Annotated in this window: 22 protein-coding genes and 1 tRNA gene; 15 read left to right on the top strand and 8 right to left on the bottom strand. The window is 40.6% G+C overall.

From position 1 onward, the window contains the following. Window positions 1–26 precede the first annotated feature (26 nt). From H3302_RS08395 to H3302_RS08375, 5 genes are all read left to right on the top strand, one after another. Entirely contained in the window at window positions 27–575 is a 549-nt protein-coding gene (locus tag H3302_RS08395; protein ID WP_182394890.1) for an NAD(P)H nitroreductase, read from the top strand. A gap of 200 nt (window positions 576–775) precedes the next feature. Then, a complete protein-coding gene (locus tag H3302_RS08390; protein WP_036968230.1) occupies window positions 776–1,153 on the top strand; it encodes a hypothetical protein in 378 nt (125 codons plus the stop codon). Window positions 1,154–1,226: 73 nt separating this feature from the next. Next, window positions 1,227–1,317 (top strand) — tRNA-Ser (locus H3302_RS08385). Window positions 1,318–1,371: 54 nt separating this feature from the next. Further along, window positions 1,372–1,773 carry a hypothetical protein gene (locus H3302_RS08380; protein WP_051501762.1) on the top strand — a complete coding sequence of 134 codons (402 nt, stop codon included), beginning with the start codon at window positions 1,372–1,374 and terminating at the stop codon, window positions 1,771–1,773. 71 nt (window positions 1,774–1,844) lie between these two features. Beyond that, on the top strand, window positions 1,845–2,462 hold the full coding sequence (locus H3302_RS08375; protein ID WP_036968233.1) for an FKBP-type peptidyl-prolyl cis-trans isomerase: 618 nt from the start codon (window positions 1,845–1,847) through the stop codon (window positions 2,460–2,462). A 62-nt stretch (window positions 2,463–2,524) separates the two neighbouring features. On the opposite strand, the gene fur is transcribed toward H3302_RS08375, so the two are convergent. From fur to H3302_RS08350, 5 genes are all read right to left on the bottom strand, one after another. Next, window positions 2,525–2,968, bottom strand: a complete 444-nt coding sequence (gene fur / locus H3302_RS08370) for a ferric iron uptake transcriptional regulator (protein WP_036968236.1) — start codon at window positions 2,966–2,968, stop codon at window positions 2,525–2,527. Window positions 2,969–3,158: 190 nt separating this feature from the next. After that, complete coding sequence (fldA, locus tag H3302_RS08365) at window positions 3,159–3,686, bottom strand: flavodoxin FldA (protein ID WP_036968238.1); 528 nt, start codon at window positions 3,684–3,686, stop codon at window positions 3,159–3,161. Window positions 3,687–3,700: 14 nt separating this feature from the next. Then, window positions 3,701–3,979: a LexA regulated protein gene (gene ybfE, locus H3302_RS08360; protein WP_004586673.1), complete on the bottom strand. Its 279-nt coding sequence runs from the start codon at window positions 3,977–3,979 to the stop codon at window positions 3,701–3,703. A gap of 2 nt (window positions 3,980–3,981) precedes the next feature. Further along, entirely contained in the window at window positions 3,982–4,203 is a 222-nt protein-coding gene (locus H3302_RS08355; protein WP_036968243.1) for a DUF2788 domain-containing protein, read from the bottom strand. Window positions 4,204–4,299: 96 nt separating this feature from the next. After that, window positions 4,300–5,067, bottom strand: a complete 768-nt coding sequence (locus H3302_RS08350; RefSeq protein WP_065979962.1) for an alpha/beta fold hydrolase — start codon at window positions 5,065–5,067, stop codon at window positions 4,300–4,302. A 131-nt stretch (window positions 5,068–5,198) separates the two neighbouring features. Between H3302_RS08350 and seqA the strand changes: the two genes are divergently transcribed. The 6 genes from seqA to H3302_RS08320 all read left to right on the top strand — a co-directional run bounded on the left by seqA (window position 5,199) and on the right by H3302_RS08320 (window position 12,627). Further along, entirely contained in the window at window positions 5,199–5,795 is a 597-nt protein-coding gene (gene seqA / locus H3302_RS08345) for a replication initiation negative regulator SeqA (RefSeq protein WP_036968250.1), read from the top strand. A gap of 16 nt (window positions 5,796–5,811) precedes the next feature. Further along, window positions 5,812–7,449, top strand: coding sequence for a phosphoglucomutase (alpha-D-glucose-1,6-bisphosphate-dependent) (gene pgm / locus H3302_RS08340; RefSeq protein WP_182394888.1), 1,638 nt, complete (start codon window positions 5,812–5,814; stop codon window positions 7,447–7,449). Window positions 7,450–7,530: 81 nt separating this feature from the next. Further along, complete coding sequence (astE, locus tag H3302_RS08335; protein WP_065979960.1) at window positions 7,531–8,586, top strand: succinylglutamate desuccinylase; 1,056 nt, start codon at window positions 7,531–7,533, stop codon at window positions 8,584–8,586. 269 nt (window positions 8,587–8,855) lie between these two features. Next, complete coding sequence (locus H3302_RS08330) at window positions 8,856–10,070, top strand: thiamine pyrophosphate-dependent dehydrogenase E1 component subunit alpha (protein WP_036968259.1); 1,215 nt, start codon at window positions 8,856–8,858, stop codon at window positions 10,068–10,070. After that, a complete protein-coding gene (locus H3302_RS08325) occupies window positions 10,070–11,047 on the top strand; it encodes an alpha-ketoacid dehydrogenase subunit beta (protein WP_182394886.1) in 978 nt (325 codons plus the stop codon). Before H3302_RS08330 ends, H3302_RS08325 begins: the two co-directional genes overlap by 1 nt. Before the next feature lie 8 nt (window positions 11,048–11,055). Beyond that, window positions 11,056–12,627 (top strand): dihydrolipoyllysine-residue acetyltransferase, encoded by a 1,572-nt coding sequence (locus tag H3302_RS08320; RefSeq protein WP_182394883.1) that lies wholly within the window; start codon window positions 11,056–11,058, stop codon window positions 12,625–12,627. Between the two features lie 40 nt (window positions 12,628–12,667). Here the strand turns inward: H3302_RS08320 and H3302_RS08315 are convergent, their stop codons facing one another. Next, window positions 12,668–13,996, bottom strand: coding sequence for an IS4 family transposase (locus H3302_RS08315; RefSeq protein WP_182394880.1), 1,329 nt, complete (start codon window positions 13,994–13,996; stop codon window positions 12,668–12,670). A 166-nt stretch (window positions 13,997–14,162) separates the two neighbouring features. On the opposite strand from H3302_RS08315, the gene H3302_RS08310 reads away from it, so the two are divergent. After that, a complete protein-coding gene (locus tag H3302_RS08310) occupies window positions 14,163–14,501 on the top strand; it encodes a DUF805 domain-containing protein (RefSeq protein ID WP_065979958.1) in 339 nt (112 codons plus the stop codon). A gap of 54 nt (window positions 14,502–14,555) precedes the next feature. On the opposite strand, the gene H3302_RS08305 is transcribed toward H3302_RS08310, so the two are convergent. Both H3302_RS08305 and H3302_RS08300 read right to left on the bottom strand, forming a co-directional pair. Continuing rightward, entirely contained in the window at window positions 14,556–15,728 is a 1,173-nt protein-coding gene (locus H3302_RS08305) for a putative manganese transporter (RefSeq protein WP_036968273.1), read from the bottom strand. 71 nt (window positions 15,729–15,799) lie between these two features. Further along, a complete protein-coding gene (locus tag H3302_RS08300; protein ID WP_182394878.1) occupies window positions 15,800–17,425 on the bottom strand; it encodes a M28 family metallopeptidase in 1,626 nt (541 codons plus the stop codon). Between the two features lie 111 nt (window positions 17,426–17,536). Here H3302_RS08300 and H3302_RS08295 point away from each other — a divergent pair, with 111 nt between their 5' ends. From H3302_RS08295 to H3302_RS08285, 3 genes are read left to right on the top strand one after another with little or no spacing between them, the layout of a single operon-like run. Further along, the gene (locus H3302_RS08295; protein WP_182394877.1) at window positions 17,537–18,349 is read left to right on the top strand and encodes a DUF3025 domain-containing protein; all 813 of its coding nucleotides are present in this window, start codon (window positions 17,537–17,539) and stop codon (window positions 18,347–18,349) included. Then, window positions 18,346–19,134, top strand: coding sequence for an ABC transporter ATP-binding protein (locus H3302_RS08290; RefSeq protein WP_036968282.1), 789 nt, complete (start codon window positions 18,346–18,348; stop codon window positions 19,132–19,134). The genes H3302_RS08295 and H3302_RS08290 overlap by 4 nt, the downstream gene beginning before the upstream one ends. Next, window positions 19,127–20,335, top strand: coding sequence for an ABC transporter permease (locus tag H3302_RS08285; protein WP_182394876.1), 1,209 nt, complete (start codon window positions 19,127–19,129; stop codon window positions 20,333–20,335). Before H3302_RS08290 ends, H3302_RS08285 begins: the two co-directional genes overlap by 8 nt. The last annotated feature ends 39 nt before the right edge of the window (window positions 20,336–20,374 follow it).

Here is a 20,374-nt window from a genome sequence, read left to right as displayed (position 1 = left end):
CGTATTTAAGAATTTACGGAAAAATAATGGACGCTTTAACGCTTTTACAAACACGACAGTCAGATCCACGTTTAATTTCACCGGGTCCAACAGAAGAACAGCTTTCAATTATTCAGCGCGCTGCGATTAAAGTCCCCGATCATGGTTGTATTGCGCCGTGGCGTTTTATCGTGGTGGAAGGCGAAGCACGCCATAAATTAGGTGAGATCTATCACCAAGCCGCTATCGAAGAGCAGCAAGATGACCGCGTAATTGAGCGGGCAAAAGAGCTCCCCCTCAGAGCACCCATGGTGATAATCACAATTGCCGATGTAAAAGAAAACCCAAAAGTACCGCGCATAGAGCAGGTGCAAAGTGCTGGGTGCGCTGTGTTAGCAATGCAACAAGCTGCATTCGCTCAGGGATTAGGTGGCATTTGGCGCACAGGCTACTTTGCGCAAAGTCCAGCTGTTAAACACGCGCTTGGTTGCAAAGCAGAGGATGAAATTGTCGGCTACTTGTATATAGGCACACCTGAGGTAGATATTAAAAAGCCCATTCGTCATAAACCAGACACTTTTTTTGAGAAACTGTAAGTTAAGGGAACTTTTTAGCATCACAAGAGTCATACCTGATTAAGCTTGCTTATGTTACTTTTTTTCAAGTTGTGGCTTTGCTGTAAGAAGCGCTTGGATGCAAAAACTTAATTATTCTTCTTCAGTATGTTTTTTAATCGGTTGTTTTTTGTTAACGTATGGATAGTCTTAGAAAAATAACGATAAAGAAGACGAGAAAAATGGGAAACTTATTTTTACGTGAAAAAGAAAATTGGTTCGCTTGGTCTCTTTGGGGTATTGTTGGTGCAGTGATCACTTTGTTTGTTGCACTCTCGACAAAAGCGCCTCAGTTTTTAGGTTTATCAGCGGTCGGTGTTTTGTTTCTACTTACCTGGTGGATGCACAGTACAAAACGTTTTGATTTTGGGCGTGCGTTTAAAGTCTGTTGTTATGTTTTAACGTTTAGCAGTCTACCGGCCTTTTTACTGGTGATTGTGCCAAATCACAATATGAATAAAATAGACATTATTGTTCAAACACTCGGCTTTGCACTAATCAGTTTATTCGTCTGTTTAATTTGTTCATGGATTGCCCGCAGACCAAAGCAATATTATTGATTTAAATTTTTTAGGCTTTTTTACAGTTAAGTCTTTACAATGAAAGCTGTAAGCACTATTATGCGCGCCGTACGGAGAGATGGCAGAGTGGTCGAATGCACCGGTCTTGAAAACCGGCAGGGGTTTGTAGCCCCTCTAGGGTTCAAATCCCTATCTCTCCACCATTATTTTTTAAAAAACCGCCTACAGGGCGGTTTTTTGCTATCTGGAGATAAGTCATGTCAACAAGCGAGTCTTCGTCTACTTTTAAACACCTTATAAAACATATTCTGCTTTGGAGTGTTTTTTCTTATTTTTATCATAGCGGCGTGAATGTTCTAGTTGCTATGGCACATGATGCAAAGCCAGAGCATGGTTTACTCACATCGATTGCTTATGGCATCGGTTTTAATGTGCTGGTTGGTCACTTAATTGGAAAATATGATAAGCATTGGCCTGTTATAGCTGCACTGTATATCGCATCTGTTGGCTTGTTAATTGTGCCACTTGTTATACTCGGTAAAGCAGGATTGATGGATGTTTATTTTATTGTCGCAATGATCTTAAGTTTACCAACGTCAACCTTTGTCATTGAAAAAATAAAGCAGCGAATTAGTTTAAACACTGAGCAAACGCAGTAAACTAAGCATTATTCGTTGTTTTTTTATGTTAGTATAAATGCATCTTTTAACTAATAAACGTGAATTTAAACATGTCAGATATTTTTACAACAGACGCTGAAAAAGCAAGCTACGGTATTGGTTTACAAATGGGTGAGCAACTTAAAGCTAACCCTTTTGAAGGTTTAAACCTAAACTCAGTTTTTGAAGGTATGAAAGACGCATACGCAGGAAGTGATTTCCAAGTTGAGATCCCTGCAATTCAAGCTGCTTTCGAAAAAATCAATGCAGAAATCCAAGCTCGTCGTGAAGAAGAAGCTAAAGTACTTGCTGCTGAAGGTGTTGCGTTCTTAGAAGAAAATGCAAAACGTCCAGAAATTACGGTAACCGAATCAGGCTTACAGTACGAAGTATTAACAGCGGGTGAGGGTGAAAAGCCAACTGCTGAGTCTACAATTCGTGCTCATTACCACGGTACATTAATTAACGGTACTGTTTTTGACAGCTCTTATGAGCGTGGTCAACCTGCTGAATTCCCAGTAAGCGGTGTTATCAAAGGTTGGACTGAAGCGGTACAAATGATGGGTACTGGTTCAAAATGGCGTTTATACGTACCACACGAACTTGCCTATGGTGAGCGTGGCGCAGGTGCTGCAATCGCACCTTTCTCAACATTAATCTTTGATGTTGAGTTACTAGAAATTATCTAATTAATTTCTACAGACATAAAAAAACCTGCTTAATGCAGGTTTTTTTATGTCTAAATCAAATTTTAACTATTTGATTCAGCGAACTCTTTGCACTTAGCAGTGTCTTCGCATTCACCATAAAGGTAAAGAGAGTGGTTTGTTAGTTTAATACCGTTCTCTTTTGCGATTTCTTCTTGGCGACGTTCAATCGTATCATCTTCGAACTCAACAACTTTACCACATTTTAAACACACTAAGTGGTCGTGGTGAGTACTACCCGATAATTCAAAAACTGACTTGCCACCTTCAAAATGATGACGAGATACAATACCTGCATCGTCGAATTGGTTTAAAACACGATAGACAGTTGCAAGACCAATCTCTTCGCCAATGTCTAACAGAATTTTATAGACATCTTCAGCGCTGATGTGTTGGTTGTCTGGAGATTGTAGAATCTCTAAAATTTTAATACGCGGCAGTGTTACTTTTAACCCTGCTTTTTTTAATTCCAAGTTGTGATCAGTCATTAAATCTGTCTCAATTTTATTTATTTATACTAGGCATCATAAAGATGCACACGACACATTAGCAAATATTAGAATAACGTGCCTAGTTACTAAGTGCAAAGAACAATTCGTTTAATTGCCGATTTTTTAGACAAAAATGAACTGGTTGTGCATCTTTACATCAGCTAGTAAATGCGAGTAGTACTTGTTATTAATCAGCAAGTTCTGCTAAACACATTTCTTCATAAACTTGAGCACACCACTCTTTAACACGCTTTTCAGTAAGTTCTGGCTGACGGTCTTCATCAATGCCTAGGCCTACAAAGTGATTATCATCAATGACCGCTTTTGAGGCTTCGAAGTCGTAACCTTCAGTAGGCCAGTGACCCACAACTATAGCACCACGTTCAGTAACGATATCGTTGATCATGCCCATCGCATCTAAGAAATACTCAGCATAGTCTTCTTGGTCACCGCAACCAAAAATAGCAACAAGTTTACCATCGAAGTCTACTTCTTCTAACTCAGGGAAAAAATCATCCCAGTCACATTGCGCTTCGCCATAGTACCAAGTGGGGATACCGAATAACAATAAATCGAATTCAGCAATCTCTTCTTTAGAACTTTTTGCAATATCGTGAACAGCAACGAGCTTTTTACCTAATTCTTTCTGAATCATTTTTGCTACGTGTTCAGTATTGCCTGTATCGCTTCCGAAAAAAATACCTACGCTTGACATGGATTTAAAACCTTCTATCTATCAATAGCCAATCTTTCTTGTAAAATTGTTTCAATCAACGCGCTACGGCTAATATTCTGCGCATCGGCCATATCGCTTAGTGCTTGATATAACTGTGATGAAACCTTAAATTCTACACGCTTTAAACCACGTGCTTTGTCTCGTTTTATTTGATTACGTTTGTTGACTTTCAACTGCATGTCACGTGGTAGGGGATTTGTTTTTGGTCTACCAGGACGCTTTTCGTATTCAAATAAATCGGGTGTTGTTCTATCTGTTTCTGACTTTGCCATGCCTAGCCTACACCTGCGCCTTGCCAGAAGACTTGAATAAGTCCTTTTGCTATAAAACCAGAGCAGCCTAAAAATAGCACTAACCAAACGATGTATCGGCCAAATCGGGGCACGTCACCTTTCTTTAGTACGTCTTGAATTGCCATACCAATAAAAAAGAAAATGCCGGCTAAGCCAAAATACAACCCTAAGGTATCAAATTCGTTAATTAACTGACTGACCATCAACGTATAAACCTTCAAATTAAACGGCGCGTACTATACCACACAAAATCGTATTAATTTAGTGCGTACGATCAAAAACAGTGAATTTTATCGACGTTAATTCGAGGCTAAAAAATCACTGATTGCTTTATTTACAGCAAGCGGTTTTTGAGCATGAAGCCAATGACCCGCACCATGAATTATTTTTGCCTTTGAATTTGGAAATAACGCCATAATAACAGGGCGATGTTCAGCTAAAATATAGTCTGAATCATTCCCTTTAATGAATAAAGTATCACATAAACAAGAATCATTTTCATCAAGTTGTGCTAAAATATTTTCATATTGTTGGTCTAAAACAGCTAAGTTAAACCGCCACTGATACTGGCCTTGTTCATTTTTGGCAAAACTTTTTAATAAGAATTGGCGTACGCCAAGCTCGGGAATCTGTTTGGCAAGTATTTCGTCGGCTGCTTTTCTATCTGTAACGGCAGAATTAGCAACGTCGTTCAAACCTTTGAAAATAGCGCCATGGCGAGGTTTGTTAGCCACTGGCGAAATATCCATAACCACTAGTTTTTCAACGCGTTCTGGGTAGCTAAGTGCTAATTGCATAGCCACTTTACCGCCCATTGAATGGCCAACAATATGTGCTTTATTGATATTTAAATGGTTCAGTAACTCTAAAACATCGGCAGCCATTACCGTGTAGTTCATGCTATCACTGTGGAATGATTTACCATGATTACGTAAATCGATATTGGTCACTGTGTAATTTTCTGACAGTGCTTTCGCGATGACATTTAAGTTTTCTAGCGAACCAAATAATCCGTGGATCAAAACAACATGCGAACCTTGGCCGCTTTGCTGGTAATTTAATAGCATTTTTAGCTCCTATTTTAAGTGGCGCTATTTTGCCTAGTGAAATAACAAATTGCAAAACATAGAGAATTGCTGCGAGCTTAGGTATAATCATTGCGAACTTTTAAAATGTGACCCGTAAAGACAGGAATAACATGAAAAAAATCGACATAGACGACGAGTTATATCAATACATCGCGAGTAATACGCAAAGTATTGGTGAAAGTGCATCAACCATTTTGCGTCGTTTATTAAACCTTTCTGATGGCACTTTAACGACCAGTCATTCAACGACGACAAACACTGAACAAGAAATCAGCGTTGTTGAATCAGAAGAAGACACGGAACAACACACAGAATCAGCAGCGCCTGAATCAAAAAGCCAACCAGCTGTCACAGCAACGACATACGCTAAAGGTAATGTATTCAATGTGCTTAATAAAGAAGAGCTAGCGATGCAAAAAGGCGTTGTCGGCCGTTTCTTATTTATTTTGGCTGCTTTGTACAGAACACATAAAGACGATTTTGTTAACGTGCTTGAAATTAAAGGACGTGACCGCGTTTATTTTGCCACAAGTAAAGAAGCGTTACTTGAAAGTGGCAGCAGTATGAACCCGAAAAACATCACTGATACAGAATACTGGGTGATGACAAACTCTAATACTACGCGTAAAAAAATGATGCTTCATGAAGTCGCCTTGTGCCTTGGTTACACGGCTGATGAAGCAGAAAAGATTCGTGATTACTTATAATCAATAAGGAAATATTATGGCGATTCATCCAGATGCAGGTAAAACTGCACCTCAAGAAAGCTTAGTCAATGTACCAAAGCTGGTTTCAGCCTACTATTTAAATGAACCAGATCTAGAACAAAATCCAGAGCATTGCGTTGCCTTTGGTACGTCTGGCCATCGTGGTTGCTCGTACGATGTAAAGTTTAATGAGTCGCATATTTTAGCGATCACCCAGGCTATTTGTGATTTTCGTAAAGAAAACGATATTTTTGGACCACTTTTCTTAGGTAAAGATACTCACGCATTAAGTGAAGCGGCATTTAACTCTGCAATCGAAGTCCTTGTTGCTAATGAAGTACAAGTGATTACGCAAGAGAATGATGAATACACACCAACGCCGGTAATTAGCCACGCGGTAGTGTCACATAATAAAGTGAACCAAAATGAGTTAGCAGATGGGATTGTTGTTACACCTTCTCATAATCCACCCGAAGATGGTGGTTTTAAGTATAACCCGCCAAATGGTGGCCCAGCAGACACAGACGTTACCAAATGGATTGAAGACAGAGCAAATCAACTCTTATTAGAAGACCTTGTTGAGGTGGAGTTATTTCCTTTTGCAAAAGCGTCTCGCTCAGGCTTTATTAAATATCAAGACTTGATCACGCCGTACGTTAATGATTTAGAGAATATCATTAACTTGAAAGCCATCAGTGACGCTAAAATTAAAATTGGTATCGACCCACTAGGGGGTTCAGGTATTAACTTTTGGCCAGTGATTGCCAAAAAATACAATTTAGACCTAACGGTCGTAAATAAGTCAGTCGATCCACGTTTTGCATTTATGCCGCTTGATAAAGACGGTAAAATTCGTATGGATTGCTCGTCACCTTACGCTATGGCGAATTTAATTGCCCTGAAAGACGATTACGATATCAGTATTGGGAATGACCCCGATTACGACCGTCACGGTATTGTAACACCGGATGGTTTAATGAATCCGAACCATTTCCTTGCTGTTGCGATTGATTATTTATTAAATCACCGCGATTGGTCTGCAGATGTGGCAATTGGCAAAACGCTTGTTTCAAGCGGCATGATTGATAAGGTCGTTGCGCGCAACAACCGTAAAGTAAAAGAAGTGCCGGTTGGCTTTAAATGGTTTGTTGAAGGGTTAAGTTGTGGCGCTTTAGCCTTTGGTGGCGAAGAAAGTGCAGGTGCCTCATTCTTACGCTTTGATGGTACCGTGTGGAATACAGACAAAGACGGTTTCATTCTTGGCTTACTAGCCGCTGAGATCTTAGCGGTAACAGGCAAAACACCTTCAGCGCTTTACAAAGAGCTTGAACAAGAGTTTGGTGCGCCGATTTATAAGCGTATCGATGCGCCTGCGAATGCTGAACAAAAATCGCGCCTAAAAGCGTTATCAGCTGACGATGTGAAAGCCAATACACTTGCAGGTGATGAAATCATTCAAAAGCTGACCCATGCACCGGGTAACAACGCGGCGATTGGTGGTTTAAAAGTCGTAACTGAAAATGGTTGGTTTGCTGCGCGACCTTCAGGTACGGAAGATATTTATAAAATTTACCTTGAATCATTCAAAGGTGAAGAACACCTCGCATTACTAGAAAAAGAAGCCAAAAAATTAGTTGATTCTGTTATCCGCTAATTTATCTTTCTTTTTTATTATAACGGCTGATTTAATCAGCCGTTTTTGTATTCTACTCTCACGTAATATTAGGATCAGACCATGAGCTACTCATCAGCTACTTACCTGGATGCGCTTAAAGCGTCGGGTGATTTTCTAAGCTTAACTCGTGAAAACGAATTTTCATTACCTTATTCATCATTCACGTTAACGAATGGGACAAATGTGACTGTCCATGACACGGGGATTATCGAGTTTCAGCCTGCAACAGCAAGCAATAAAGATATTGTGTTATCAAGTGCGATACACGGTAATGAAACAGCGCCAATTGAAATTTGCGATCAGTTAATTAGTGCAATAATTAAAGAAGAGATGACCTTAAAACAACGCGTGCTGTTTATTTTTGGTAACCCAAAATCAATAAATATCGGTAAGCGATTTGTTGAAGAAAACTTAAATCGTTTATTCAATGGTCATCATACCCAAGAGGGCATTGCTTCAAACCCTGAGCGTGTGCGCGCAAAACAATTAGAAGATGTTGTCAGTGACTTTTTTAGTCGTGGCAGCGAAGGTAGCGCACGTTGTCATTATGATCTGCATACTGCTATTCGTGGTTCAAAAAATGAAAAATTTGCTGTGTATCCGTACTTACATGGCAAACCGTGGAAAAAATCACAATTGCAGTTTTTATTAAGCTGTGGCGTAAACACCGTATTAATGATGAAGTCGGCAGCGACAACCTTTAGCTACTACTCGTCATTTGTCCATGGCGCTGACTCATTTACCGTTGAGCTCGGTCAAGTTAAAGCGTTTGGTGAGAATGATATGTCACGCTTTGCGAAAACCAAAGAAACTTTAATTGCATTAATTAGTCAAGAAAGTGTTGAATATGGTGAGTTTAATGCATCTGATTTTGAGCTTTTTTCAGTTTATAGAACAATAAACCGAACGTGCGAAGACTTTAGTTTTCCATTCGCAGATGACGTAGAAAATTTTACGGGCTTCGCGAAAGGTGAATTATTAGCAACTGATGGTCAGACCAGGTATGTGGCTGAGGTTGAGGGTGAAGCTATAATCTTCCCAAATGCTGATGTAGCCTTAGGTCAGCGTGCATTATTGACGGTTATTCCAATGCAAGTTGATAGCAACTTTATTTAAAATAGTTGCATTTACACCCACCAAAATACAGTTAACTATATGATATTAAATAAAATTTATTTTTGTATAGTTAACTTTCCATGCATGTTTAGCGATTTATCGACTATTCGTCTATGATTAGTTGAATAACAACTTACGTTAACGTAAAGTGTCGGCAGTTTAATTTAAATAGATTGAAAATTACGCAAACTTTATCCTTACAGCTTTTGCTGATAAAAATTCAAATAAGGGCAGTAGCGTATGTATCTGACAACGAAAGAAGGTAGGTTATGAGTAATCCAAATAACGTATCGCTGAATATTAATCATGAACTGTCATTTATTGATGGTCACGCATTAAAAATCCCTACATTAAGCATTCTTAATGAGGAAGGCGACATCTATGAAGGTGCAACAGCACCTGATATCGACAAAGACACCGCAATTCGTCTTTATGAGACAATGCGATTCATTCGTGCGCTTGATGAGCGTATGCAAGCGGCACAGCGTCAAGGTCGTGTTAGTTTTTATATGCAATGTTTAGGCGAAGAAGCGGCGGTGACTGCCTCGGCTGCAGCGCTTGATCAAAATGACATGATTATGGCGCAGTACCGCGAACAAGCGGCATTACGTTATCGTGGTTTTAGCCTAGACCAATTTATGAATCAGATGTTCTCGAATGAGAAAGACTTAGGTAAAGGTCGCCAAATGCCAATCCATTATGGCTCTCGCGAACTTAACTATATGACTATATCGTCGCCGCTAGGGACACAAATCCCGCAGGCTACGGGTTACGCATACGGTCAAAAAGTACGTCACATTGATGCAGAAACGGGTGATTTAAACAGCACGATTGATAACATCACTATTTGTTATTTTGGTGAAGGTGCTGCCTCAGAAGGTGATTTCCATGCCGGTTTGAATATGGCTGCGGTTCATAAAGCGCCTGTTATCTTTTTTGCACGTAACAATGGCTATGCGATTTCAACGCCTGCAGATGAGCAATTTAAAGGTGACGGTATTGCATCACGCGGTGTTGGTTATGGCATTAAAACTATTCGAGTTGACGGTGCAGATGCACTTGCTGTCTATGCTGCGACTAAGAAAGCACGTGAAATCGTTACAACCCATGGTGAGCCGGTACTGATTGAGTCGATTGCTTATCGACTAGGTGCACACTCTACGAGTGATGATCCAAGTGGTTACCGCAGTAAAGACGAAGAAGCCAAACATCAAGGTTGCCCAATTGAGCGTTTTCGCAAGTGGTTACTTAAGCAGGGGTGGTTAGATGAAGCCCAAGATGCGAAAGATAAAGAAACTATTCGTGAAGAAATTTTAGCGGCACTTAAACGTGCAGAAAAAGTGGCGAAACCAGCGTTAGAAGAACTTATCTCTGATGTATACGATACGCCAATTCCATCACTGCAAAAACAATACGAAGAATTAAAACAACACATTTTGCAGCATCCTGATGCTTATCCAACGACTGCAGGGAGATTAAAGTAATGGCTAAAATGAACATGCTTCATGCAATTAATTCTGCCCTTGATATCACCATGGCAGAGCACCCAAATGCCTGTATTTTTGGTGAAGATGTTGGCTATTTTGGTGGTGTATTCCGTGCAACCTCAGGCTTACAAGAGAAATACGGTAAGCATCGTGTATTTAATACACCTTTGACTGAGCAAGGTATTTTAGGTTTTGCCAATGGCCTTGCTGCATTCGGTGCGCCTGCATTAGCAGAAATTCAATTTGCTGATTATATTTTCCCTGCATTTGACCAAATTGTGAATGAATCAGCTAAATTCCGTTACCGCAGTGGTAATGAATTTAACGTGGGTAATTTAACAATTCGCACGCCGTATGGTGGCGGGATTGCAGGTGGTTTATATCATTCACAATCGCCTGAAGCTTATTTTGCACATACCCCAGGTTTAAAATTGGTTGTGCCACGTAACCCTTATCAAGCTAAAGGTTTATTACGTGCATCAATCAAGGACAACAACCCGGTTCTTTTCTTTGAGCCTAAGCGTTTATACCGTGCATCAACCGGTGAAGTGCCTGAAGAAGATTACAGCATTGAGCTTGGTAAAGCCGAAGTTGTTCAAGAAGGTACTGACGTTACCTTACTTGCTTGGGGGGCGCAGATGGAAATCATTGAAGACGCAGCGAAAAAATCAGCTGAACAGGGTATTAGTTGTGAAGTTATTGACTTACGTACAATTTTACCTTGGGACGTTGAAACAATTGCTAAATCTGTTACTAAAACAGGGCGCCTAATTGTTAGCCACGAAGCGCCAATTACCAATGGTTTTGGGGCCGAGATTGTTGCGACTATTCAACAAGAGTGTTTCTTACACTTAGAGTCGCCAATTGCACGAGTGTGTGGTTTAGATACGCCGTACCCACTCGCCCTTGAAAAAGAATATGTGCCAGATGCGCACAAAGTGCTTGCTGCGATTAAGCAATCAGTTGAGTTTTAGGAGTCAGTATGTCTAAAGATTTTATCTTACCAGATATCGGCGAAGGCATCGTAGAGTGTGAAATCGTTGAGTGGTTAGTTGCAGAGGGTGATACGGTAAAAGAAGATCAGCCTATTTGTGACGTAATGACCGACAAAGCACTTGTACAAATTCCTGCAGTGCACGATGGTGTGATCAGCAAGTTATATTACGCAAAAGGTGATATTGCAAAAGTGCATGCTCCTTTATTTGCAATGGATGTTGATGGTGAAACGCCAAGCCAAACAGTTGAAGCAGCAGACGATACCGCTGCACAGCCAACACCGCAAACTGCAACCTCAGGCTCGTATTTAGAAGACTTTATCTTGCCAGACATTGGTGAAGGTATTGTTGAATGCGAAATCGTTGAGTGGTTAGTCAGCGAAGGCGATGAAATAGTAGAAGATCAAGCTGTTTGTGATGTGATGACAGACAAAGCTTTGGTTCAAATTCCGGCTAAATACACGGGTAAAGTCGAAAAGCTTTACTATCAAAAAGGCGATATTGCTGCGGTACACAGCCCGTTATTCCAAATGAGTATAGAAGGTCATACTGCCGAGCCTGATGTCAGCTCAGCGGTTGTTAAAGCACAAACTAACGCGGCCAATAAACCTTCAGAAAAACCAGCAACGCCTGCTGCAAATAAACAGCTTAACAAAAAAGCAGTTGCATCACCGGCAGTGCGTCGTAAAGCCCGTGAGCTAGATGTTGATTTAACGCAAGTGCCGGGTTCGGGTAAAAATGGCCGTATTTATAAGCAGGATATTGAAGACTTCTTAAATGAGGGTCAAAGCCAAGCACGCACTGAAACTGTTTCGTCAGCAACATCACAATCAACACCTGTGGTAGTGACAGGCGGAAGCCGTGTTGAGCCAATTAAAGGCATTAAAGCAGCGATGGCTAAGCAAATGGTTGCGTCAGTATCGACAATTCCTCATTTTACATTCTGTGACGAAATCGATTTAACAAAACTTATTGCACTGCGTACTGATTTAAAAGAGCAGTATAAACAGCAGGGCGTTAAGCTCACTATGATGCCATTTTTTATCAAAGCGTTGTCGCTTGCAATTAAGCAGTTCCCAGTGCTTAACTCGCAAGTAAACGATGAGTGTACAGAGTTGACGTACTTTGATGATCATAATATTGGTATGGCAGTAGATTCGAAGATTGGTTTATTAGTGCCTAATATTAAATCATGCCAGTCGAAGAGCATTGTTGATGTTGCAAACGAAGTTACTCGTTTAACAGAAGCCGCTCGTGATGGTCGTGTTTCACCTGATGACTTAAAGGGTGGAACAATCAGTATTTCTAATATTGGTGCGATTGGTGGCACAATTGCAACCCCGATCATCAATAAGCCTGAGGTGGCAATTGTCGCATTAGGTAAATTACAGCATCTACCGCGCTTTGATGAAAATGGTCATGTGGTATCGGCAGCTATAATGCAAGTGAGCTGGTCTGGTGACCACCGTGTTATCGATGGCGGTACTATTGCTCGATTCAATAATTTGTGGAAATCTTACTTAGAAGATCCCGCAAAAATGATGATGGCAATGAGCTAATTTATTCGTTATTAAAAAACCAGCTACGGCTTAATGCCAGTCAGTTAAGAGCTGACTGGCATTTTCTTTTGTAAGGATACTTATTTGGTTTCCTTCTTATCACCCTTGGATAATGCCTGTCTGGTAGCCTATCGGGTAAGATAAACAACCTAAGTGTTGTCAGTAACTCATCATAATGAACAGGTAACTTACTTGCACTATGTATTGGCGTAAACATGAAGAAAGCGATTACCTGCCGCATAGATTGGCTAAAGCTTAATTGAGTAGGCAAGATATCTTCTTCTTTAGTTGCATCAAGCATGATTATGCGTATTAAGTTGTAAGCGAGTAGTAATCCCCATAACTCTTGGCGTACCATGTCTGGCTTCTTACTACGTAATGTATGTTTGCTGTGATTCAATCCCTGCTTTATTTCTCTAAACGCCAGCTCAATTTCCCAGCGTTGTGTATAAACCTCTATTAATTCGTCATACGGAAATCGTAAAGGGTCAATAAGAGAACTCAGAACACGATAGCTTTTTCCATCAGCTTTATAAGTGGTTAATCTTGCCGTTATGGTATCTGGTAATGACTCAAACTTCTTTCTCGCCTGAAGGCTTGTAGACAAGGTAACAATCTTATCATTGTCACTGATACTGTGTTCAACTTGATACTGTAAATCCTTCCTTGCTGGCAACATCCAGTGAGAGTTTTTTCCTTGGCTTTGCCATTGATAAAGTAGCCCTAATGAGTAATAACCACGGTCAAACAAGGTCAGAGAGTTATCCGGTACGGCTGGTAATAGACGTTGAGCTAAGCTCATTTCGCCTACACAACGGGCATCAAAACTACTGTCTAACAATAAGTGGCTAGATACTTCCATTAAGCTACACATTCGAATTTGTGGATAGCTGACTTCTCCATGCTGATTACTGTCACTGCCAAACTTTTCTCGGTTTTCTTGATTATCATGAGTTCGGAAGCTAACGCCATCCACTGCAAGTAAATTAAGTCCACACCACTGCTCAAAAGGCTGGGTGGCAAACACTTTATGTGAAAGTAATTGAAATGTTTGTTGGACTGCTTCGTAACCCAACCTTTGGCGACCTTGCACGAGCGCACTCGGCGCTATTAATTTGTTTTTTCCAGGCAAGGATATGTCGAGTCTGTTAGCAATATCCCACACAGTTTCGTTTCGGAATAAACTCATACCAATTACAGACCACATAATAGCTTCTAGCGGTAACCGCCTTTTACGAACAGTGGCAACTCCCGCATGTTCAAATGCTTGTTCAAGAATATCAGGGTCAAGAACCTGCTTAAGTTTGTCGAGTGTATGTACATCATCTAAAAAGGAGGACATATCATCGAAGTGTTGAATTAGAGACATAAAAAAATCCGATACTATTTCTAATATCGGATTGTGAAGCTATGAAAAGATCAGTCAAGTGATCATAAAAATATGCTTAACTGATCTGCATTAAGCTACGGCTGGTTTTTTTATGTATGATGTTTAAGTGAATGTGTATAAATAACGATATTTTACAAGGAATTAAATGGAGCACTTTAAAGAAGCGTTGAATAGATATGCCGACTTTACCGGGCGCATACGTCGTCAGTCATATTGGATGTTTATCCTCTTTTACCTGCTATTTGCGATGCTTTGCGGCTTAATTGATAGCTTACTAGGCGAAGAGATTATTAGCAGTATTTATGCATTAGCGCTTTTTATACCATCATTAAGTGCAACCACCAGACGTCTTCATGATACTGGCCGGTCAGGTTGGTGGCAGCTTTTGTATTTATTACCTGTTGTTGGTGTGCTTATCGTTATTGTGTTCTGTGTTTTAGACTCAGAAAAAGAACACAATCAGTACGGCCCATGTCCTAAATAGCACTCGTCACACAATGCCCTGTTTTCATAGGGCATTGTGCGTTTAATCTCTACACTAAAGACCGTAAAAATATAAACCGTAACCAACAATCAAGGCTGGGATAGACGAATAAACAGTGGCGACCACTGCGGCTCGTGGAGCCAGCGCTATTGCAGGGAACAGGGCATCACCATCATTAGAGATTGCATTTGCAGCCATCGCGCTAAACGGAATAATGCCTTGAATATAAAGAGTCATAACGACAATTTGTGGTCCGCAACCCGGAAGCAGTCCTATGGCAACAGCTATCAAGGGGGCTAAATAGGCATAGTCAGAAAACCAACCAGTCAGGTCAACACCCACCACATTAACAAAAATCTCAAATACCATAAACGAAGCGACAACCCAGGCAGTCACGAAGTGTGTATCCATCAAGACTTTCGTTAACTTTGAAGGTGGGGTGCAGGGCGCTTCTTCGCTGGTAATTTGTTTGTAATTTTGACCTTTTGACGACAACGCCCAGATAACAACCACAAACAAGGCCATTATCGATCCAAACACACTGATGATATCGATAATAGGTTGGCTAAAAAGTGTTTGCTCAACATTCATAGCAATTAAAAAAGCGATGATCACACTTGGGAGCAGTGAAAACTTCCAAATAGGTCGGCTAAATTGGATTGCTTTTGGCTGACATTGTGGCTCTTCAATATAGTCGCTTGGCTGTGAAGGCTGAAAGCGGTGCCTACTATGAAAAAGGTTAACGATTTGTCCGCTGATGATGCCCACACACACGCCTAATAGCATCATAATAAGGCCATCAAGTGGGCGGGTTGCGAGTAGTAAAAATGCAGCATCACCCATTGTTGCTGTTAATACCGCAACCACAGAACCAAAGCTTGCTTGTCGTTTAGTAAATTGAGTGACAACAATGATTGCTCCGCCACAACCGGGTAATGCGCCCAATATAGAGGCAAAGCTCACCTCTAAAAAACCAGATCTTGCGCGTAAATAGCTTAATTGCAGTTGGGGAAGGCGATCAATTAAATAGTAATAGATTAATAGGGTTGCGGCTACGAAAACAGAAACCTGAAAAAAAGCATCGCTTAATGCTTGTAAGGTAAACCCGCGAGTTGCTGGTACAACAAGGGCAATAAGAATTAAAAGGGGCAAGAATAAGCGCTTATTGTCCGTAATATAACACCTCGCTTTTTGAGAAAAGAATCTCGATTGTGTTAATAAAATCATACAGTGCAACCTAAAAATTAATCAGATTACACTGTATTATTACTTTAAATGAAAATCAATATCATTTGCATCTATTTGCGTTGGAATTCTGAGCTCTCATTCCATTTAGGCCATTCTTCACGCTCAGAGATATCAAAACCAACTTGATAGAATAACTGAAGGTCTTGAACTGCGCCCGAAAGATCCCATTCATCACGGTAACGATCGCAAGGTTGATGATAACAACCACGAAGCACTAAACTCATGCGCTTGCGGTAAGAGGCCGTTTCTTCATCAAAAGCAACACTTCCACCGCCTGCATACATTGCAGGCACGCCCATGTTTGCAAATGCAAAATGATCTGAGCGGTAGTAGCCACCTGATGAAGGTTTAGGATCGCCCGAAACAGTTCTATCTTGTGCCTTAGCTGCCGTTTCTAATAACGTGTCCATTTCTGACTTACCAATACCAACAACACTGATATCTTTTACTTTACCGAGCAAGTTCAAGCTATCCATATTAATGTTGGCAACAGTATTTTTAGCAGGAATAACGGGGTTAGCAGCGTAATACTTAGAGCCAAGTAAGCCTTGCTCTTCAGCGGTAACAGCTAAAAAGGTCATTGAGCGGCTAGGGTGCTTCGGTAAACTTGTAAATGCTTCAGCAACCTCAATTAAACCCGCAGTGCCTGTCGCATTATCGTGTGCACCGTTATAAATCTGATCACCTTTACGGGTTTTATCAGTGCCTAAGTGATCCCAGTGAGCTGAGTATATAACATGCTCGTCTGGTTTTTCGCTACCAGGCAAAGTCGCAATGAAGTTATATGAAATTGACTTTTTAATCGTATTATTTACAGTTACGCTCGCGGTTAAATCGCCCATATCAACATGGTATGCACCTTTTGCTGCGTTGGCTTTCATGGTATCGAAGTCTAAGCCTGCTTTTGTGAAAAGCTCTTTAGCGACATCTGTCGTTACCCAACCTTCAACCGCAACACGGTCCATATTGTTGTTTTCTTTTTGAAAACCAAACTGTTCGCCACTCCATGAGTTTTCAACCACAGACCAAGGATAAGAGGCCGGTGCGGTTTCGTGAATAATAATTGCACCTGCGGCACCTTGGCGGCTCGCTTCTTCATATTTATACGTCCAACGACCATAATAGGTCATCGCATCGCCGGTAAATAGCGCCGGATCTTTTGTAGCAAAACCAGGGTCGTTGACCAGCATAACCACTGTTTTACCTTCAACGTCTAAGCCTTCGTAGTCGTTCCAGTTATATTCAGGGGCGTTAACACCGTAACCAACAAACACGAGTTCAGAATCTTTGATGCTTTGTTGTGCGCTGATACGGCTACTGCCCATGACCATGTCTTTTTTATACTCATAATCTATACCACCGATAGTAAGGACCATGTTAGGGTCGGCTTCAAGGGATACCAGAGGCACTTCTTGTAAGAAGCTATCACCATTACCTGGTTGGTAACCAAGCGCTTTGAATTGTTCTGTTAGGTAAGCAAGGGTTAATTCTTCACCTTTTGATGAAGGTGCACGACCACCAAACTCATCTGAAGCAAGCACTTTAATATGCTCAGCTAATTGTGCTGAATTAATGCTTTGATAGGCTTTTTCTACATCATCAGAAGTAATACTTGTTGAAGCACAGCCTGCAAGAATAGCGCTTGCGAGTACTGTCATTGGAAAATAGCGTTTCATAATAGCTCTTTTTTTGTTTTAAGATGGCAATAGTATATGAGGTTCTATTAATGAGAACCAGTTTTTACGGTAAACTAGCGTAAAGCTTCAAGAAGTTAAATGTAATAGCCCATGAAACGATTTACACCGCCAGAGCAGTGGTCAACACAGTATTTAACCACCGGCGCATTTGCCGACTTAGCCCATTTATTCAAAATTCATGAATTGACTGATTGGCCGAGTTGCCAATGGTTTTCACAATTTTTAAATGCCACAACGTCACAAGGCCAAGCTATTCGCTTTGTTGAAGACGAGCAGTTTGCTGATGAAAGCCGTTACTATGAACAAATTATATTCGAAACGGGCCACGTGCCGACGCGGCAACAGAATTGGCACGATCTCTTTGGTGGATTTATTTGGTGTTTGTTTCCAAAAACAAAGTCACTGATAAACCATCAACATATTGAAGAAATTAAACTACATGGTCTAAAAGAGCGAAGTAAACACCGAAACGCCCTAACATTGTTTGATGAATGTGGTGTTGTGCTTGCAATTACACACACGCAATGGCAGCAACAATTGCGTGATCATCAATGGGAACATGCATTTGTTGATAAGCGCGAAGAATGGGGGCGCACTATTCGTCCTTATATGTTTGGTCATGCAAATTATGAAATGCTCACTCAACCTTATATAGGTTTGACAGGCAAGGCGCTGTTTATCGTTGTTCCTGATGACATATTTTGTAAAGATTTAAGCAGTCAATATGCATATCTAGATCAACGCCTTTATGAGATGATTAAGTTTGATGATTGTTTGCGCGATAATAAAAACTTATCGCCACTCCCTTTGTTAGGTGTGCCAGGGTGGTGGACCGACAATGAAAATCCAGAATTTTACAGTAATACAGATTACTTTAGACCGAAACGAAGGAAACGAACATGATTGAAGTAGCAGGGCTTAAAAAGAAATTTAAGCTGACGAAAGATCATAAAAAAAACAACACGGATAAAATCGATCCCCGTGAAGATAAGCAATTTTTTCACTCTGTAAGAGATGTCAGTTTTCACTGCGATAAAGGTGAAGTATTGGGTTTGCTTGGTCCAAATGGTGCGGGTAAAACAACGACACTTAGAATGATTTCTACCGCATTGAAACCAGATGAGGGCAGCATTACTATCTCTGGTCACGATATTGTTAAAAAGCCATTGATTGGACGAAAATCAATTGGCTTTTTATCAGGCAGCACTGGGTTGTATGGGCGATTAACCGTCAAAGAAAATGTAGAATACTTTGCACGCCTGCATGGTATGAATAAAAAACTGATTGCATCACGTTGTGACGAATTGTTTACTTTACTCGATATGCACAGTTTTATTGATAAACGCGCCGAAAACCTTTCTACAGGTATGAAACAAAAAGCCAATATAGCGCGTGCAGTGATCCACCAGCCAGACGTCGTCATACTTGACGAGCCAACCACTGGCCTTGATATTATGACCACACAAACCGTTATTAACTTTATTAAAGGCCTGAAAGAGCAGGGCACGCCGGTTATTTTTTCAACGCATCATTTAGATGAAGTCGCCTTGTTATGTGACCGTGTCGCAGTTATTAATCAAGGGCTTAGCTGCTTTGATGGCACGTTAGATGAATTTAAACAAACAGGACAAAGTGACGTGCTGAACCAAGCGTTTATGAATATTTTAACGGAGAGTCGTGATGTTTGAAGTATTTAAAAAGGAATTAAAAGAGCTATTACGCGACCGTAAAACACTCATATTTGTGGTTGCGCTACCTGTTGCTATTTTTCCATTGTTATTTGCAATTATGGCCTTTATTAGCTCGCAGGCTGCGTTAGAGGCTGAGCAAGAAGTGCATACCTACGCCATTATTAATGGTCAATACGCACAAGAGTTCACAGACAAAGTTTTTTATCATAAAAGCTTTTCACAGTATAAAGGCGAAGAATCGTTCAATTCAGTTGAAGATTTAACAAATGCAGTTAAAGCTGGCACGATTGACATGGGGATATACTTACCCTCAGATGCCAAACAAACGTTAGATAATGCCAAACAGAGTGAATGGCAAGTCGTGTATAACGATGCAAAAGCGATTAACTTTTTGTTTGACCGTGTAAAAGAACTTGCCAAAGAGTATGGCGATAAACTGCGTACTACCAAGCTGTTAAGTTTTGGTGTATCAGAGCAGCAACAGGCTGCGATTATCGAGCCTATAAAAGTCGTGAAAGTGGATACGGCTGATAAACGTGAAAATCTGGGTGAAAAAATTGGCGGGTTTATTCCTTATTTATTGATCCCACTGGTTTTAATGGGCGCAACCTACCCAGCGATTGATTTAGGTGCGGGAGAAAAAGAGCGCGGTACGCTAGAAACTCTTTTACTTACGCCAATCACGCGTACGCAGCTGGTTCTTGGTAAATTTATTACATTACTCGCTTCATCTATCGCAACAACGACGATTACGGTACTCAGTATGGGAATTTGGGTGTCTGTTGCTATCGCATTTGTTGATTTAGCCGTTGTTAAAACAGCATTTAGCTCATTAACTGTGTTTGATTTGGGATTGATTTTTATATTACTCGTTCCAATTGCGGCCATTTTTTCATCGCTTGCGCTCGCGATTTCTATTTACGCACGTACCTTTAAAGAAGCACAAAACTACATGGCACCGCTGAGTATTGGGGTTATTTTCCCGATTATGATTGCGCTAATGCCTAACGTAGAGCTCACCAGCAAAACGGCGTTTATTCCGGTAACGAATGTTGCTTTAGCGATTAAAGAGATTATTAAAGGCACTGTTGATTACACCCTCGTTGGGCTCATTTTCTTAGCCACCGTTATTGTAGCGGGGGCGTTATTGGCTTTCTGCGTTAAGTGGTTTAATAAAGAAGACGTGCTATTTAGATAGTCAATAAGTCAGTTATTTATACGATTAAAAGCACCGTTT

Origin of the sequence: Pseudoalteromonas sp. MT33b (assembly GCF_014117385.1) — a bacterium.
In the GTDB taxonomy this organism is placed as follows: domain Bacteria; phylum Pseudomonadota; class Gammaproteobacteria; order Enterobacterales; family Alteromonadaceae; genus Pseudoalteromonas; species Pseudoalteromonas lipolytica.
The sequence above is the reverse complement of the archived record's forward strand: the minus strand, read 5'-3'. Positions and strand labels throughout refer to the sequence as shown.